The sequence below is a fragment of the Longispora urticae genome, from assembly GCF_053902585.1.
The window spans coordinates 51,166-65,587 of record NZ_JAQZSH010000041.1 but is presented as its reverse complement, the minus strand read 5'-3'; the positions used below and the strand labels follow the sequence as shown (position 1 = coordinate 65,587).

At 75.6% G+C, this 14,422-nt stretch carries 14 protein-coding genes; 9 read left to right on the top strand and 5 right to left on the bottom strand.

Going from position 1 to position 14,422, the window contains the following annotated elements; genetic code table 11:
- Position 1: 1 nt before the first annotated feature.
- Positions 2 to 3,232, bottom strand: coding sequence for an AfsR/SARP family transcriptional regulator (locus PT931_RS27985; RefSeq protein WP_456248696.1), 3,231 nt, complete (start codon positions 3,230 to 3,232; stop codon positions 2 to 4).
- Positions 3,233 to 3,467: 235 nt separating this feature from the next.
- Between PT931_RS27985 and PT931_RS27980 the strand changes: the two genes are divergently transcribed.
- Entirely contained in the window at positions 3,468 to 4,556 is a 1,089-nt protein-coding gene (locus PT931_RS27980; RefSeq protein ID WP_456248695.1) for a carboxylate-amine ligase, read from the top strand.
- A 106-nt stretch (positions 4,557 to 4,662) separates the two neighbouring features.
- On the opposite strand, the gene PT931_RS27975 is transcribed toward PT931_RS27980, so the two are convergent.
- The gene (locus tag PT931_RS27975) at positions 4,663 to 5,148 is read right to left on the bottom strand and encodes a hypothetical protein (protein ID WP_456248694.1); all 486 of its coding nucleotides are present in this window, start codon (positions 5,146 to 5,148) and stop codon (positions 4,663 to 4,665) included.
- Positions 5,149 to 5,461: 313 nt separating this feature from the next.
- On the opposite strand from PT931_RS27975, the gene PT931_RS27970 reads away from it, so the two are divergent.
- Entirely contained in the window at positions 5,462 to 6,328 is an 867-nt protein-coding gene (locus tag PT931_RS27970; RefSeq protein ID WP_456248693.1) for a SigB/SigF/SigG family RNA polymerase sigma factor, read from the top strand.
- A gap of 148 nt (positions 6,329 to 6,476) precedes the next feature.
- Here the strand turns inward: PT931_RS27970 and PT931_RS27965 are convergent, their stop codons facing one another.
- The gene (locus PT931_RS27965; protein WP_456248692.1) at positions 6,477 to 6,791 is read right to left on the bottom strand and encodes an STAS domain-containing protein; all 315 of its coding nucleotides are present in this window, start codon (positions 6,789 to 6,791) and stop codon (positions 6,477 to 6,479) included.
- A gap of 209 nt (positions 6,792 to 7,000) precedes the next feature.
- Between PT931_RS27965 and PT931_RS27960 the strand changes: the two genes are divergently transcribed.
- Positions 7,001 to 8,038 (top strand): asparaginase, encoded by a 1,038-nt coding sequence (locus PT931_RS27960; RefSeq protein WP_456248691.1) that lies wholly within the window; start codon positions 7,001 to 7,003, stop codon positions 8,036 to 8,038.
- 95 nt (positions 8,039 to 8,133) lie between these two features.
- Here the strand turns inward: PT931_RS27960 and PT931_RS27955 are convergent, their stop codons facing one another.
- Positions 8,134 to 9,306, bottom strand: coding sequence for a cytochrome P450 family protein (locus tag PT931_RS27955; protein WP_456248690.1), 1,173 nt, complete (start codon positions 9,304 to 9,306; stop codon positions 8,134 to 8,136).
- A 165-nt stretch (positions 9,307 to 9,471) separates the two neighbouring features.
- Here PT931_RS27955 and PT931_RS27950 point away from each other — a divergent pair, with 165 nt between their 5' ends.
- The 5 genes from PT931_RS27950 to PT931_RS27930 all read left to right on the top strand — a co-directional run bounded on the left by PT931_RS27950 (position 9,472) and on the right by PT931_RS27930 (position 12,826).
- Positions 9,472 to 9,939 carry a ribonuclease domain-containing protein gene (locus tag PT931_RS27950; RefSeq protein ID WP_456248689.1) on the top strand — a complete coding sequence of 156 codons (468 nt, stop codon included), beginning with the start codon at positions 9,472 to 9,474 and terminating at the stop codon, positions 9,937 to 9,939.
- A gap of 286 nt (positions 9,940 to 10,225) precedes the next feature.
- Positions 10,226 to 10,738, top strand: coding sequence for a hypothetical protein (locus PT931_RS27945; RefSeq protein WP_456248688.1), 513 nt, complete (start codon positions 10,226 to 10,228; stop codon positions 10,736 to 10,738).
- Positions 10,735 to 11,886, top strand: a complete 1,152-nt coding sequence (locus PT931_RS27940; RefSeq protein ID WP_456248687.1) for a sensor histidine kinase — start codon at positions 10,735 to 10,737, stop codon at positions 11,884 to 11,886. Before PT931_RS27945 ends, PT931_RS27940 begins: the two co-directional genes overlap by 4 nt.
- A complete protein-coding gene (locus tag PT931_RS27935) occupies positions 11,865 to 12,512 on the top strand; it encodes a response regulator (protein ID WP_456248686.1) in 648 nt (215 codons plus the stop codon). The genes PT931_RS27940 and PT931_RS27935 overlap by 22 nt, the downstream gene beginning before the upstream one ends.
- A gap of 77 nt (positions 12,513 to 12,589) precedes the next feature.
- Complete coding sequence (locus tag PT931_RS27930; protein WP_363723767.1) at positions 12,590 to 12,826, top strand: hypothetical protein; 237 nt, start codon at positions 12,590 to 12,592, stop codon at positions 12,824 to 12,826.
- 89 nt (positions 12,827 to 12,915) lie between these two features.
- Here PT931_RS27930 and PT931_RS27925 read toward each other — a convergent pair whose 3' ends face one another.
- On the bottom strand, positions 12,916 to 13,335 hold the full coding sequence (locus PT931_RS27925) for a low affinity iron permease family protein (RefSeq protein ID WP_456248685.1): 420 nt from the start codon (positions 13,333 to 13,335) through the stop codon (positions 12,916 to 12,918).
- Positions 13,336 to 13,594: 259 nt separating this feature from the next.
- Between PT931_RS27925 and PT931_RS27920 the strand changes: the two genes are divergently transcribed.
- On the top strand, positions 13,595 to 14,302 hold the full coding sequence (locus PT931_RS27920) for an RraA family protein (RefSeq protein ID WP_456248684.1): 708 nt from the start codon (positions 13,595 to 13,597) through the stop codon (positions 14,300 to 14,302).
- Positions 14,303 to 14,422 lie beyond the last annotated feature (120 nt).

The window sequence follows — 14,422 nt, the reverse complement described above, 5'->3', positions numbered from 1 at the left end:
CCTAGTGGTCCGCCCCACTGTACGACCCGGCCAGGGCCTCGCGGGCGTACCGCGCGAGCCGATGGTGCTGCGCGTCCCCCGCGAGCGCCTCCGCGTCCCGGGCGTGCCGCCGCGCGTGCTCGGCGCGCCCCTCGGCCGCGTACGCCAGGGCCAGGCCGGTGTGCGCCATGATCCCGGCGCGCGGGTAGCCGAGTTCGGCGCTGAGCCGCAGGGCCGCCCGCAGGTCGGCGAGCGCGCCCGGCACGTCCCCGAGCCCGAGCAGCACCGCGCCCCGGGTGGTCAGCGCCTCGGACTCCAGCCGGCGCCGGCCGACCCGGCGGGCGAGCACCAGGCACTCGTCGACGAGGGTCAGGGCCTTCGCGTGGTACCCGAGGTCGGTGTAGCTGGCGGCGAGGCCGTCGAGTTCGTTGGCCACGCCGTAGTCGTTGCCGAGCCGGCGGCGGATGGCCAGCGCCCGGGTCAGGTACACGACGGCGAGGGCGGGGCGGCCCTGGGCGTGGGCGGCGACGCCGAGGTTGTGCAGGGCGGTACCCGTGTCGTCGTCGAGCCGGGCACCGTACCCCTCCAGCGCTGTCGCCTGGGAACGGATCGCGGCGTCGATCTGGTCGAGTTCGAGCTGGACGACGCCCAGGTTGCTGAGGGTGCTCAGTTCGGCGCGCCGGTTGCCGAGCGCGCGGTAGAGCCGCAGGGCGCGGTCGTAGCAGGTCCGGGCCTGGGCGAGCTGGCCCTGTTCGCGGTGCACGATGCCGAGGTTGTTGGACACCGAGGCCTGGCCGGGGAGGTTGCCGAGGTCGGCGTACAGCTCCAGGCTGGCCTCGAACCGGCGTTGCGCGTCGGTGTGGTCGGCCCGGCTGGCGCTGAGCGTGCCGAGGCTGAGCTGCATCGTGGCCTCGCCGAGCGCGCTGCCCTCCCGGCGGGCCCGGGCCAAACCCGCCTCCGCGCCGGCCCGCCAGTCGGCGTGCGCGCCGAGTTCCTGCTGGTAGCCGCGGATCCGGTCGGCCAGCTGCCAGGCGAGCCCGGGCGGGCCGTGTTCGGCGGCGTGCCGGACGGCGGTGAGCAGGTTGCGGTACTCCTCCGCGACGAACCAGCGTTCGAGGTCCAGCTCGGCGGGCACGGCCCCCTCGGGCGGCGGCAGAAAGGTCATCCGGGGGTACCGGCGGCGCGCGGCCGCGTCCGTGGCCACCAGGTAGTGGCCGAACAGCCTCGCGAGTCCCGCCGCGCGCTCGGCGGGGGTGTCCTCGGCGAGGGACCGCTCGGTCGCGTACAACCGGATCAGGTCGTGCAGTTCGTACCGGCGCGGGCAGAGCTGGCGGACCAGGTGCGCGGTGGCCAGTTCGCGCAGCACGGCCTCGGCCCCGGCGAGGGCGTCGCCGGAGCCGCCGGTCGGGGCCGGGGCACCGGTCGGGGCGGGGGCACCGGTCGGGGCGGGCGCACCGGTCGGGGTGCGGACGTCGCCGGAGCCGCCGAGCAGGGCCGCCGCGTCGAGGACCGTGAAGTCGTCGGTCGGCGCGGACGCCAGCAGCCGCAGCGCGCGGCGGGCCGGCTCGCCGAGCCTGCGGTAGGACGGCTCCAGCGCGGCGCGGATCCCGACCCGGGAGTCGCCGTCCACGGCCAGCGCGCCCAACCGGTCGCCCCGCAGCTGCCGCACGTACTCCCCCGGGGCCTCCGGCGCGTTCGTCGCGATGTTGGCCGCCGCGATCCGCAACGCCAGGGGCAGGTGGCCGCAGAGGGCCGCCAGCTCGGTGACCAGCGCCGGCTCCGCCGCCGTACCGTGCTCGGCGAACACCGCGCGGAGCAGGTCCGCCGCGTCGGCCGGGCTCAGGGTGTCCAGATTGGTGGCCCGCGCGCCGTGCAGGGCCACCAGGCCGCCGAGCTTGGTCCGGCTCGTGACGAGGACGGCGCACCCGGCGTCGCCCGGCAGCAGCGGCTCCACCTGCCGGGCGTCCGCCGCGTCGTCGAGGACGAGCACGACCCGCCGGCCGGCGAGCGCGGCCCGCCACGCGGCGGCACGGGCGTCGAGGCCCTCGGGCACGGCGGAGCCCCGGACGCCGGCGAGCCCGAGCAGCTCGGTGAGCAGGTCCGCCGGGTCGCGGTCGCCGGACTGCTTGCCCCGGAGCCGGACGTACCACTGGCCGTCGGGGTGGCGGGGGCCGAGCAGCCGGGCCACGTGCACCGCGAGGGCCGTCTTGCCGACGCCGGGCGCGCCCGACAGGCACACCAGGGGTAGTCGGCCCCGGTCGGCGGCCGCCGCGAGCTGGGCGAGCAGGGTGTCGACGAGCGCGGCCCGGCCGTGCAGGGGGCCGGGGTCGGCGGGCAGCTGGAAGAGGGGGCTGGCCTCGGGCGGAGGCTCGGCCCCGGGGGCCGACGCGGTGCCCGGCGCGCTCCCGGGTGCTGGCCCGTCCCCGGGCGAGGTCGGGATCCCGGGCGGGGTCGGGAGCCCGGGCGGGGTCGACGCCGGGCCGGGCTCCGGCGGGCTGTGGCGCAGGCGCGGGTCGGCGTGCAGGATCGCGCGCTGGACCTCCCTCGCCCCCGGCCCCGGATCCAGCCCCAGCTCGTCGGCGAGCACCCCGCTGAGCCGCCGGTACGCGTCCAGGGCCTCGGCCTGCCGTTCGCTCCGGTACAGCGCGACCATCAGCCGCGACCACAGCCCCTCGCGGAGCGGATGGCGCGCGGTGGCCTCGCGCAGCGCGGGGACGACCTCGGCGTGCCGGCCCAGGGCGAGCTCCGCGTCGAAGTACTCCTCGGAGGCGTGCAGCCGGCGTTCCACCAGCGCCGGCACCTCCTCGCGGCGCAGCACGTCGGAGGCGATGTCGGCGAGCGGTTCGCCGCGCCACAGGCCGAGCGCCTCGCGGAGCAGGTCGGACCGCCGGAGCTGGTCACCGGCGCGCTCGGCCTCGCGGGCCAGCTCCCGGAGCGCGTCGAACCGGGCGAGGTCGACGGCCGCGGCGGGGACCTCCAGCGCGTACCCCCGGGCGCGGGTGCGGACCAGGCCCTCGCCGTCGGGGCCGAGCGCCCGGCGGAGCCGCATGACGAGGGACTGCACGGCGGCCGTGGCGTTGCGGGGCGCGCCGTCCGACCACAGCCTGTCGACGAGGTCACTGACGGTGACGGTCTCGTTGACGTCGAGCAGAAGGGTGGCGAGCAGGGTCCGTTGCCGCTCGGCCGGGATGGGGACGACGGCGCCCCGGTGGCGCACGCTGAGAGTGCCGAGCACGGCGAATTCCCAGTCCATTGCTGTGTCTGCGCTCATTCCTGGAGTTCTGGAGCGAGTTCCCAGCCTAGCTCGGGACGGCCGGGCGCACTGCGCGCCGGGATCCAGAGTGGCCGCTCGCCGTCGGGGGCGCGGGACCGTCATGTACCACTCGGTGGACTCCGCACACCGGCCCTCGGCCTCGAACACGCGTCCCAGCCCAGCCAACCGCGCTCCCGGCGGCATGACTTCGGGCCGGACCGGGTAGGGAGACGCCATGACTGCCACAGCCAGCACGTTCGGGGTCGAGGAGGAGTTCCACATCCTCGACGCCGCCACCGGCCGGCTCGCGCCCGGCTCCGCCACCCTGCTCACGGACAGTGACGGTGCCGAGAAGGAGTTCCAGCGGTCCATGGTCGAGACCGCCACCCCGGTGTGCACGGATCTCGACGAGCTGCGCGCCGAGCTGGTCGCGTCCCGCAAGGCCCTCGTGGCGGCGGCGGACCGGGCGGGCCTGTGCGTGGTCGCGGCCGGCACCGTGCCCGACTCCGGGGTGGCGACCGCCCCGGTGTACCCGGACGACCGGTACCGCCGGATCCGGGACCGCTACCAGAAGCTCGCCGTCGAGCAGCAGGTGTGCGCCACCCAGGTCCAGGTCGGCGTCGAGCACCCCGATCTCGCGGTCCGGATCATCCCCCGGTTGCGCGGCTGGCTGCCGACCCTGCTCGCCCTGTCGGCCAGCTCGCCGTACTTCCAGCATGCCGACACCGGCTACGCCTCGTACCGCAACATCGTCGCCTCCCGGTGGCCCACGGCCGGCCCGCCCCCGGTCTTCCCCGACCACGCCGCGTACCGGCGCAGCGTCCGCCGGCTGATCGACACCGGGGTGATCGACGACGCCCGGATGATCTACTACGACGCCCGGGTCTCGGCCCGGTACCCCACCCTGGAGCTGCGGATCTGCGATTCGACCCCCCGGCTGGACGACGTGGTCCTGCTCGCCGGCCTGGGCCGCGCCCTGGTGGCCACCGCCGCCGCCGAGGACGAGGCGGGCGCCCCGCCGGCCGACGTACCCGACGAGCTGTTGCGCGCCGCCACCTGGACCGCCGCCCGCGACGGGCTCCGCGACCGGCTGGTCGACCCGGTGGCCGGCGAGGCGGTGAAGGCCGCCGACCTGGTGGGCCGGCTCGTGGCGCACGTCCGGCCCGCGCTGGAGGCCGCCGGCGACCTGGGGACGGTGGAGGCCGGGGTGGCGGACCTGCTGCACCGGGGCACGTCCGCCGAGAGCCAGCGCCGGTCCCTGGTGTCGGGGGGCGGCGAGGCGGGGGTGACGGCGGCGTTGGCGGCGCTGACCCGCCAGGGCTAGTCCGGCGCGTCCACCCGCGGGCCCGGCCTGCCCACCGGCCCCCGCGAACTGGTGCCGAGTGCCCTCGGCCCGATGCCGGCGCCCCGCCCCGGACGCCGCGCCCCGGTCAGGCCCTGCGCGGGGGCTCGGCCGTGCCGTCGCGGTTGAACACCCCGCCCGGCTCGAACATCAACGGGGCCACCCGGTGCCCGTGTTCGGCGGCCCGCCGGAACCACCGCTCCGAGGCCGCCAGCCCGTCCCGGTCCTCGACCAGGCGCCCCATGTCCCACATCGCCTCCGGGTCACCGGCCTCGGCACCCCGGGCCAGCCAGGTCTCCGCCTCGGCGACCTCACCGGACAGCTTGTGCAGCGCGGCCGTGCCCCGGATGGCCCCCGGGTCCCCCGCCTCGGCGGCGGCCCGCATCCGGACCGCGGCCACCTCGCCGCGCCGGGTCGCCAGCGCCCGCAGCCCCCACCGGCCGGGCCAGGTCGCCCAGGCGGCGAGCACGCCGACGCCCCACACCACCCAGCCGATCGTGGTCAGGGTGTCGTTGTCGTCGAGCAGGCCGATGACCGTGAACGCGGCCGCGACCACGAAGAGCAACGCCGCCATGTGTACTCCTCGCTGAAGGGACTCCCCAGCAGATTTTGCCCGGTACCGCCCACACCGGCACCTTGTGTGCTGTGTCACCAATCGGCATACCCCAGGGGCTTTCCTATCCACCGTTCGGCCGATACTGTGTACTCCACGCGACGGGTTTTCCGCCGGGGTCTAGACCAGGCTCCGCGCGCGCCGTCCGTTCGACGGACTCGTGCCGTTTCTGTGGTGCTCGAGCAACGGGCCCAGCTGTTTCTCCCCACTTCCGCGCCACACGTCCGTGCGCGCGCATCTGCGGTGCCCTTCACCGCTGGAGGTCTGGTCAACCATGTCTGTCATCACGCTGCCCACCCGTACCGCCCGGCTCTCCGCCGCCCCGACCGGCGGGCTCGCCCCGGTCGTGGGCCTGTTCGACGGCCGCGAATCGCTCAACGACACCCTGCGCGCCCCGCTCGCCCGGCTGGCGACGATGCCGGCCGGCCCGGCCCGCGACCGGCTGCGCGACGACGTGATCGGGGCGGCGCTGCCGCTCGCCGGCCGGCTGGCCCGCCGGTTCGCCAACCGGGGCGAGCACCTCGACGACCTCGTCCAGGTCGGCCGGCTCGCGCTGATCAAGGCCGTGGACGGCTTCGACGCGGCCACCGGCAACGACTTCACCAGCTACGCGACGCCGACGATCGTCGGGGAGCTCAAGCGGCACTTCCGGGACAAGGGCTGGACCGTCCGGGTGCCGCGTTCCACCCAGGAGATCCACCTGCGGATCAAGCAGGCCACGGGCGACCTGACCCACACGCTCGGCCGGACGCCCACCGTGGCGGACCTCGCCGAGCACCTCGAGGTGGGCGAGGCCGAGATCCGCGACGGCATGCGGTGCGCGGGCGCGTACGCGCCGAGTTCGCTGGACGCGCCGGTCGACGCGGCGGGTACCGGGGGCGGGCTGGCCGACCTGCTCGGCGACAACGACCCCGGGTACGACGTCGTCGAGGCCCGCGCCGTGCTCCGTCCGCTGCTGGAGCGGCTGCCGATCCGCGAGCGCCGGCTGCTGACCATGCGGTTCGCCGAGGAGCTGACCCAGTCGCAGATCGCCGAGCGGCTGAACGTGTCCCAGATGCACGTGTCGCGGCTGCTCACCCAGACCCTGACCCGGCTGCGGGGCTGGATGCAGGCGGACGAGTCCCGCGCGATGGCCGCGTAGCACGCTAGTCGAGTCCCGCCCCGGGTACACCGGGGTGGGACTCGCCGTGTCCGGAAGACGGAGCCGACACCCGGCACGCGCAGATGGTGCGAAAACTGGGACTGCCCGGGGAGACAGCCGAACCGGTGCCCCGGGACGCGCGGACGGACTACGGGGCGTTCGTCAGGACATCCAGGACGCCGACCGCGTCGAGGACGTTGCGGATGTGCCAGCGGGCCCGGCAGACCTCGTACCCGATGCGGTGGTTCTGGGCGGCCGTGCGGCCCGCGATCAGGATGCCGATCCCGCCGGAGTCCAGCATCGGAACGGCGCCGAGGTCGACGACGACGGCCGTGATCCCGGGGGTGCCGACCGCGCCGAGGATGCCGTCGCGGAGCTGGTCGTGCACAGCGAGGTCGATCTCGCCGAAAACCATGAGGCGGACCACGCCGCCGGTCTGTCCGTGCAGGATCCGAAACACCACGGCGGGACTCCTCCCCAGCGACGCGACTGCCCTGTCTCTTCCCCACTGCCGTGCATCACAAACCCGACCGGGTCAGGCTCCACGGTACGGTCTGCGCGCCCGTCCCGCTGCCCCGCCCGGCGCGCACGCGCCGTTGCGCCCGACCAACGCGGAGATCGACAGCCATCGCGCGGGCGACTGCTTGTGCGTACATGTCCTACGCTCGGGGCGTGACCGCACATCCCCGGATCGTCCTGTTCGGCCTCGGCGGCACCATCGCCATGGCCCCCGTCGAGGGCGGCGGGATCGCCCCGGCGCTGTCCCCCGCAGACCTGGTCGCCGCCGTACCCGGGCTGGCGGAGTCGGGGATCGATGTCGAGGTGGTCGACTTCCGCCGGCTGCCCGGCGCGTCGCTCGACTTCGCCGACGTGCACGCCCTGTCGGTCGCGGTCGAGCGGGCGCTCGCCGACGGGGCCGACGGCGTGGTGGTGGCCCAGGGCACCGACACCCTGGAGGAGACCGCGTACCTGCTCGACCTGTGGCACGCGGGCCCGCGCCCGGTCGTGGTCACCGGCGCGATGCGCAACCCGACCGTCGCCGGGCACGACGGGCCGGCCAACCTGCTCGCCGCGCTCCGGGTCGCCGCCGATCCCGGGTCCGCCGGCCTCGGCGTCCTTGTGGTGCTCGCCGACGAGATCCACGCGGCGCGCCGGGTCCGCAAGACGCACTCGACGAGCGTCGGCGCGTTCACGTCCCCCAACGGCGGCCCGCTCGGCTACCTGGTCGGCGGCCGGCCGTGCGTCCTGCACCGGCCCGACGGCAGGTTCACGGTCCCCCGGCCGGCGGGCCCGCCGACGGCGCGGGTCGGGCTGGTCACGGTGACCCTCGGGGACCGGGGCGAGCTGCTGCACGGGGTGGAGGACCGGCTCGACGGGCTGGTCGTCGCGGGAATGGGGGTCGGGCACGTACCGGAGCGGCTCGTGGGCCGGCTGCACGGGATCGGCGGGCGGATCCCGGTGGTACTCGCCTCGCGGACCGGGGCCGGGCCGGTGCTCACCGACACGTACGCGTTCCCCGGGTCGGAGCGGGACCTGCTCGCCCGGGGGCTGGTGCCGGCCGGGTTCTGCGATCCGGTGCGCGCCCGGCTGCTGCTGTGCGCGGCGCTGGCGGCCGGGGCGGACCGGGCGACGGTGGCGGGGGCGTTCGCGGCGGCCGGCGGGTACACGGCGGCCGGTTCGTGGCCGTGGGCCCGGAGACCCGGGGGCTAGCCGGTGGGCGGGGGCATGGGGCCATGCGCGTCGGGGGCTCCGGACAGCCGATGCGTGCCGGGTCGGATCCCTCCGTAATCGGATGAGGGTTTTGATCAGGGGTTGAGGCGGACCGGGATGGCGGCCAGGCCCCGGACCCGGAACGTGGGCCGGTTGTGCAGCTGGTCGGCGGGCACGGCGAGCGCCACGTCCGGGAAGCGCGCGAACAGGGCCGCGAGCGCGATCTCCGCCTCCAGCCGGGCGAGCGGCGCGCCGAGGCAGTAGTGCACGCCGTGCCCGAAGCCCAGGTGGCCCTGGTCGGGGCGGCCGGGGCGCACCACGTCCGGATCCGTGTACCGCGCGGGATCGCGGTGCGCGGCCCCCAACGACAGCAGCACCGCGTCGCCGGCCGGGACGAGCGTGCCCCCGAGCACCATGTCCTCCGTCGGGAACCGGCGCACCGCCAGCCCCACCGGGCCGTCGTGCCGGAGCAGCTCCTCGACCAGGTCGGGCGCGCCGCGCAGCGCCGGCTCGCGGATCAGGGCGACCGCGCCGGTGCCGATCAGCTGCACGGAGGTCTCGTGCCCGGCGAACAGCAGCAGGAACGCCATCGACAGCAGCTCGTCCTCGGACAGCCGGCCGCCGTCGCCGTCGCGGGCCGCGATCAGGTCGGAGAGCAGGTCGTCGGCCGGCTTGCCGCGCTTCGTGGCGATCAGCAGGGTGAGGAACGCGAGCAGTTCGCCCAGCGCGGACCGGGCGTCGACCCGCTCGCCCGCCTCGGCTGCCAGCATCGTGTCGGTCCAGCCCTTGAAGTCGCCCCGGTCGTCGGGGGCGACGCCCAGCAGGTCGCCGATCACGGCCACGGGCAGCGGGGCCGCGTAGTCGGCGACCAGGTCGGCGGTCGTCCGGCGGGTCATCGCGTCGAGCAGGGCCCCGGCGGTGGTCTCGATCCCGGGGCGCAGGCCGGCGACCCGGCGCGCGGTGAACGCGCCCGCGACGAGGCGGCGGAGCCGGGCGTGGTCCGGGCCGTCGAGGTTCAGCAGGTTCGCGTCGAGGGCCGGCGGCAGCTGGAGGCCCTTCCAGCCGCCCGGGGCCGCGTGCCGCTTGTCGACGGACAGCCGGGGGTCGGCCAGGGCGGCGCGCACCTCCTCGTGGCCGACGACGAGCCAGACCCGTTGGCCGTCGGGCAGGACCGCCGGGTGCACCGGTCCGAGGGCACGCAGGCGCTCGTACACGGGGTACGGGTCGCGGACGAACGCGGCATCGAGGGCGACGGGGACGGTCTGCACGCCGCCAGGGTACCCATCTCCGCGGTGGGTTGACGGCCATCGGGGACCGCCGGACGGCCACCCGCGGGCACCGCAGCGTTCATGCGCCGTCCGTTGCCCGCCGCGACCTGCTAAGCCACGATTTCGGCATCAGGATCCCTCGATATCACCATTCTGGAGGTTCCCATGGCGCTTTCCGTGTTGCGGCGGCTGGTCCTGGCGGCGGCGGTGGCGACCGTCCTCGTCGGAGGGCAGTCTCCGGCGACCGCCGCCCCGTCCCCGGTGTCCACGGCATCCACGGTCCCGTCCGCCACGGCCCCGGACCGCGCCGGCGCCAGTCCCGGTGCCGTGGTCGGCTCCTGCACCATCTCCGGCTGTGCCGCCGCCCGCGACGCCTACCAGGGCTGGAAGAACCTCAACTTCCCGAAGACCCGCACGTGGTACCAGTGGACGGGTGGGAAGTGGAACTTCGCGGGCGGCCAGTTCCGCAACTCCGAGGGCCAGCTGCCGGCGGGCCACACGTTCTGGGAGTACGACGTCGTCCCCCGGGACAAGGGCGCGGCCCGCGACGCGAAGCGGATCGTGCTGGACGCCACGACCGGCGTGACCTGGTACTCCCCCGACCACTACGCGAACTTCCACCGCATCGTCTGACGCCCGGGCTCCGGCGTTCGGCTCCGCGAGTGCCAGGCGGCCGGGATCCAGGCGTCGGCACGGCGAGAGCCGGGCGCCGGGTTCCGGCCGTCGGCACGGCGTGAGGCGGGCGCCGCGTTCCGGCCGTCGGCACGGCGAGAGCTGTGCGCCGCGTTCCGGCCGTCGGCGCGGCGAACCGGGCCGGGACGCGCCCCGGGTGGAGCCCGACCCGCACCCTCGGGTGGAGACCGCCGCTCCACCCCCGCGTCGATGTGCGGGGAGGGTCCGGATTCGTAGCGTCGTACCCATGACGACCTTCGTGTTCTGGACCGTGTACAGCCTGCTCATGCTGGGCCTGATCGCCTTCCTCATCCGCCGCCAGGTCCGGGAGGGCCCCTTCCGGGTCCGCCGCGCCGTGGTCCTCCCCGTGGCCATGCTCGCGGTGGGCCTGTTCACCGACCACGACATGTGGAACCGGCTGCGCACCCCGGTCGCGGTCGCCATGCTGGTCCTGGGGCTGCTGGTCGGGGCCGGCACGGGCGTGGTCCGGGCCCGCACGATGGCCGTGTGGCGGACCGCGTCGGGCGTCGTGACCCGGGGCGACCGACGTACGGTGGCCTGGTGGGTCGCGTCCATCGCGCTCCGGATCGCGATCATGGTCGGGGCCGGGGCGCTCGGGGCCGCGGAGGGCTTCGGGGAGGCGATGGTGTTCGCGGGGGTCACGTTCGGGGTGCAGAGCCTGGTGGTGGCCCGCCGGGCCGGGATGCTCGGCGGCCGGCCGTTGCCCCTGCTGCCCGAGCGGGACGGGATCGCGGCGTGACGCGCCGGCTGCCGGCCCTGTTGCGCGGGTTCGGGCTCCTGCTGTTCCCCGTGTTCTGCGTGAGCATCTCCTGGCCGGTCCACTGGCCGCTGGTGCTCGTGCTGTCCCTGCTGGTCCCCGGCGGGCTGCTCTACGCGCGGTACCGGGGCGGGGTCGCCATGTCCCGGATGGCCTGGCGGGACCCGTCCGGCATGGCCGACCCGGACCGCGAGTGGCACGCGCTCGGCGGCCTCGCCGTCACCGTGGCGGCCGGGGACCTGCTGCTGCTCGTCGACGGGCAGCTGCCCGGCTACGTGGCGTCGATGGCCGTGATGCCGTGGGCGCTGGCCCGGGTGAGCTGGCCGAAGGCCCCGGCGTTCTGCCTGGTGGCGGCGGTCCCGCTGTTCCTGATCACCCTGCGGTACGGGGGCGGCTGGGCCGCCTTCGGCCTGGCGACGGGCATGGCCGGCTCGGCGCTGATCGGGCTCCTGATGCGCGACGCCCGGCAGAAGGTCGCCGCCGCCCAGCAGCTCCTGGCCTCCGAACGCGAGACGCGGTCGGCCACCCGGCGCGCCGAGACCCTCGCCGAACGCCAGCGCCTGGCCCGCGAGATCCACGACATCCTCGCCCACACCCTGACCGCGCAGGTCGTGCAGTTGGAGGGCGCGCGGATGCTGCTGCACCGGGGTTCCGACCCGGCCGAGGTGCTCCGCCGGGTCGAGCAGGCCCAGCGGCTGGCCCGCGACGGTCTGGACGAGACCCGGCGCGCGCTGGAGTCGCTGCGCGGCGACGCCCGGCCGCTGCCGGAGCTGCTCCGGACCCTGGCGGGGTCCTCCGACGCGCTGTTCCGGGTCGCGGGCCCCGAGGCCCCGCTCGGGCCCGAGGCGGCCCTGGCGCTGGAGCGGGCCACCCGGGAGGCGCTGACCAACGCGCGGAAGCACGCGCCGGGGGCCCGGGCGTCGGTGACCCTGACCTATTCTGGGGACGCGGTCGAGGTGGAGATCCTCGACGACGGGACGGCGGCGGCGCACCCGGAGCTGGGCGGCACCGGCGGCGGCTACGGGCTGGCCGGCATGCGGGAGCGCGCGGAGCTGCTCGGGGGCGCGCTGGAGGCCGGGCCGCGCACGGACGGAGAGGGGTACCGGGTGTGGCTGCGGGTTCCGAACTGAGGGTCGTGGTCGCCGACGACCAGCGGGTGATCCGCGACGGGCTCGAACTCCTCCTCGGCCTGGTCGACGGGGTGACCGTGGTCGCGACGGCCGCCGACGGGCTGGCCGCGGTGGCGGCGGTGGCCGAGCACGCCCCCGACGTGGTGCTGATGGACCTGCGGATGCCCCGGTGCGACGGGGTGGAGGCGACCCGGCGGGTCCGGGCGGAGTACCCGGGGACCCAGGTGGTCGTGCTGACCACGTACGCGGACGACGCGGACATCCTGGCGGCGCTGCGGGCCGGGGCGCGCGGCTACCTGACCAAGGACGCCGGCGTCGAGGAGATCACCCGGGCGCTGCGCCGGGTCGCGGGCGGGCAGGCGGACCTGGACCCGGACGTGCAGCGGAAGTTGTTGGAGCTGATCCCGGGCGAGCACCTGCGGGCGCCCGCCGCGCACGACCTGACGGACCGGGAGGTGGAGGTGCTGCGGCTGATCGCGCAGGGCCTGTCCAATTCGGACATCGCGGGGCGGCTGTTCATCTCCGAGGCGACGGTGAAGACGCACGTGAACCACATCTTCGCGAAGATCGAGGTGCGGGACCGGGCGCAGGCGGTGGCGTACGCGTTCCGGCAGGGCATCACGTAGCCAGGAGTGCTCACAGGGTTCCTGAGCTGCGCTTTTTCGAGGGCGCGGCGGGGCTCCGGGGCGGGCATACTGGAGGCATGAAGGGCGACCGGGTAGAGGTAGTCATCGATGCGGGTAGCGGCTCGCGGACGTACGAGGTGGTGGCGACCCGGGCCGGCCGACGGGTCGAGGTGTCGGTGGGCCGGGGCGTGGTCGAGGTGTCCGAGGTGACCCGGGGCGGCACGACGGTGCGCACCGCCCGGTTCATGGCGAGCCGGATCCTGGCCCTGGTGGAGCACCCGGCGCAGCGGGTGGCGGAGCCGGACGACGCGTAGCGGCGCGGGTGGCGGCGCCGGACCACGCGTAGCGGCGCGGGTGGCGGAGCCGGACCATGCCCGGCGGCGCGGGTCCCGGCGCCGAGCGGCTAGCCGGTGCTCTCCCTGTCCTCCAGCCCCACGGACTCGCGGAGTTCGAGCATGTCGTGCCGGAGCTGGGGCGTGTCGGTGTGCTCGGCCTGCGCCGCCATCAGATCGGCGAGCCCGTCGGCGATGGCGTTGAGTTTGTCCTGCACGGCGCGGTCGTTGCGGCTCTGGGTGTTCTGCAGGAGCGCGACCATCAGGAACGTGACGATCGTGGTGGCCGTGTTGATGATCAGCTGCCAGGTGTCGAGGTTGCCGATCAGGAAGTAGGACGGGGCCCAGACCAGGACGAGGAGCACGCACAGGGCGAAGAACCAGGCCTTGGAGGCGAAACGGGCGGCCGCGTCGGCGAAGTGGTCGAACACGCCGACCTTTCTGGTGACGTCCGACGGCATGTGGGCGTGCGGCCCGGGTGCGCTGCTCATGCCCGCTCCCTACCCGGCGGGGCCGCCCGGCAAACGAAGACCGTCACTACATGAAAACCTTTCACAAACATCCCTTTCGCGGTACCGCAGTCACCCCACAATGGAGCCGGCGCGCGCCCCCCTCCCGCGCGGCGCCGGTGGCGTGGACGTCGGTCGGCGCGCGGAGGCTCCGTGGTCGGCGTCGTCGGGATCCGGGTGACATCATCGGCAGGGGGCCGCACCGGTGGCCCCCTGGCGGCCCGGACCTGAGAGGACGAGCATGGACCACGAGGAACTTCGGCACCGGTTCGCGGCACTGACCACCGCGCACCTGGCGGACGCCTGCATCCGCGCGCAGGTCCCGGTGCGGTGCGCCCCGGCGGGCACCCGCGCGGTGGAACAGGGCACCCGGGTCGCCGGCCGGGTCGCCCCCGCGCGGCACGTCGGCAGCGTGGACGTCTTCCTGGAGGCGTTCGAGGAGGCCGCGCCCGGCGACGTGCTCGTCGTCGACAACGGCGGTCGGGTCGACGAGAGCTGCGTCGGCGACCTGGTGGCCCTGGAGGCGCAGGCCGCCGGCCTGACCGGGATCGTGATCTGGGGCCTGCACCGCGACAGCGCCGACATCCGCGCGATCGGCCTGCCGGTCTTCAGCGCCGGGACCCTGTCCACCGGCCCGCAGCGCCTGGACCCGCAGCCGAAGGACGCCCTGGAGTCCGCCACGGTGGGCGACTGGACCGTGGGGCGCGCGGACCTGGTGCTGGGCGACGACGACGGGGTGCTGTTCGTGCCGGCCGACCGGGCCGGGGAGCTGTTCACCCTCGCCGAGGGCATCCGCGACACCGAGCGCCGGCAGGCCGACCGGATCCGGGGCGGGGAGTCGCTGCGCTCCCAGGTCGGATTCGACGGGTACCTGGCGCGCCGCCGCGCCGAGCCGACCCTGACGTTCCGCGAGCACCTGCGGTCGGTCGGCGGCGCGATCGAGGAGTAGCGGGGATCGGCGGGTCCCGGGCGGGCCGATGTCCGCACAGCCCGAGCGTGCGCGCGTGCGGCCGGGGCCCGGCTCCCCTCGTACCCATCGGAAAGGGGCCGCACCGAAACGGCGCGGCCC